The sequence below is a fragment of the Pseudomonas sp. HMSC057H01 genome, from assembly GCF_001836405.1.
GTDB lineage: Bacteria > Pseudomonadota > Gammaproteobacteria > Pseudomonadales > Pseudomonadaceae > Pseudomonas > Pseudomonas aeruginosa.
Genome location: NZ_KV828470.1, coordinates 10,214 through 12,457, shown reverse-complemented (window position 1 = coordinate 12,457; position 2,244 = coordinate 10,214). Strand labels below are relative to the sequence as shown.

Genomic DNA, 2,244 nt, shown 5'->3' with positions numbered 1-2,244 from the left:
TCGGTGTGACCCGCCTGGAAAACGACGCTGGCACGCTGATCGCCGAACGCGGCCTGAAGCTGGCGGCCGATGAGGCGAACAATTCCAAGGGGCGTATCGTCGCCAAGGATGATCTGCGTGCCAAACTCGGTGCGCTGGTGCAGAACGGGGGAGAGCTGACGACTCAGGGCGCGCTGGCCCTCGACGCCGACAAAGTCGACAACGGCGCTGGTCGCATCGCCGGCAACCGAGGTGTGGTCATCGATGTCCGGCAGGTGGACAACCGTGCCGGCGAGATTGCCAGCCAGGGCGTGGCGACGCTGAACCTCACTGAACAACTGGACAACCGTGGCGGCAAGATCGTCGGTGACAGTGGTCTGGGCATCACCGCGCCACGCGTGCTCAACCAGGACAAGGGAGTACTCGCCAGCCGCGATGGGCTGCGCCTGAGTGGTACCGAATTGTTCAATGGCAATGCCGGACTGCTCAGCAGTCAGAGACATATAGAGGTCACTCTGGACGGCGTGCTGGACAATCAGGGCAAGGGCGCGCTGCTCAGCGACGGTACCCTGACGGTGAGCGCCGGGCGCATACACAACCAGGACGCCACTCTGTCCAGCGCCGGTGCGCTGAGACTGAGCAGCCAGGAGGCGGTGGACAACCGTGGCGGCAAGTTGGTGACGGACTCCAGCCTGCGCCTGACCAGCGCCAGCCTGGACAACAGCCGATCAGGGATCATCAGTGCCAACGCAGCGGCGGAGATCCATACCGGGGTTCTGAACAACAGCCAGAAAGGCAATCTTGGCAGTAATGACGGGCTCGGCCTGATTGCTACTGAGGTGGATAACAGCCAGGAAGGCCGGATCACTGCCAAAGGCATGATCGACGCAAATATCAAGGGACTCGATCAGCAGGGCAAAGGGCGGCTGGTCAGTAATGCCGGCATCATACTCGACCTGAACGAGGGAACCCTGGCCAATGGCGCTCAGGGCCTGATCGCCACGCCTGGAACCTTGCTCCTGCGCCAACTCGGCATGGTGGACAACAGCGGCGGGGAAATTTCCAGCGACCGAGCCTTCACACTCACCACCTCCGCGCTGACCAACCAGGGTGGCCGCCTGCGCAGCGGCGGTGTACTGACGTTGCGCATCGCCCAGGCTCTGGACAACAGCCTCGAAGGTGTTCTCTCCGGCACCGGAGGCCTGGATATCCGGGCGCTTGCCCTGGACAACCGCAGTGGCTCCATCGGCAGCAAGGGCGCCGTCGATATCGACGTGTCCCGTTTGGAAAACGATGACGGCGACCTGCTTAGCGAAGGTCGTCTGAAACTGACTGCCGAGCGAGCGAACAGTGTCAGGGGACGGATCGCGGCCAGGGGTGACCTGCACGCCAGCGTGACAGCCTTTAACCAGGCGGGTGGCGAATTGAGCAGCGAGGGTGCGCTGATGCTCGAGGCCGATAGCCTCGACAACCGCAGCGGCGGTCTGGTCAGTGCTGATGGCAACCTGACCGTTTCCGCCCGGAGGATCGACAACCGTGCGGGCGAAATCGCCAGCCCGGGCCAGGTGACACTGGACGTCGCCGAGCAGTTGGACAACCGAGGCGGCAAGGCCATCGGCGATAGCGGACTTCGCCTCGCCGCGCCACGGGTACTCAACCAGGACGGCGGGGTACTCGCCAGTCGTGATGGGCTGCGCCTGAATGGCGCCGAACTGTTCAATGGCAACGGCGGCCTGCTCAGCAGCCAGCAAAGCATCGACGTCATTCTGGACGGCGTATTGGGCAATCAGGCGGGCAGCTTGAGCAGCCAGGGACGCCTGAGCGTGAAGAGCGGTCGGCTGGACAACCAGGGCGGTGCAGTCTCCAGCGCCGGGACCTTGTCGCTTTCCAGCCAGGGTGCATTGAACAACCAGGGGGGCAGGGTGGTCACCGACGCCGGTGCCGTCCTGCGCAGCGCCAGCCTCGACAATAGCCAGGGCGGCATCGTCAGCGCCAAGGAGGCCGCGGAGATCCGTACTGGCAGCCTCAACAATAGCCAGAAGGGCGGCATAGGCAGCGGTGCCGGGCTCGCGCTGGTCGCGGACCTGGTGGACAACAGCCAGAACGGCCGGATCACTGCCAAGGGTGCGATCGATGCCAACCTGAAGGGGCTGGATCAGCAGGGCAGCGGCAGGCTGGTCAGCGATACGGCCATCGCACTCGATCTGCGCGGGGGAGAACTGGTCAACCGTGCTCAGGGCCTGATCGCCACGCCTGGAACCTTGC

The 2,244-nt window shown here is 64.3% G+C and carries 1 pseudogene; it reads left to right on the top strand.

Annotation, left to right across the window (positions count from 1 at the left end):
* Positions 1–2,244: pseudogene (locus HMPREF2581_RS15405) on the top strand (hypothetical protein); the annotation flags it as partial.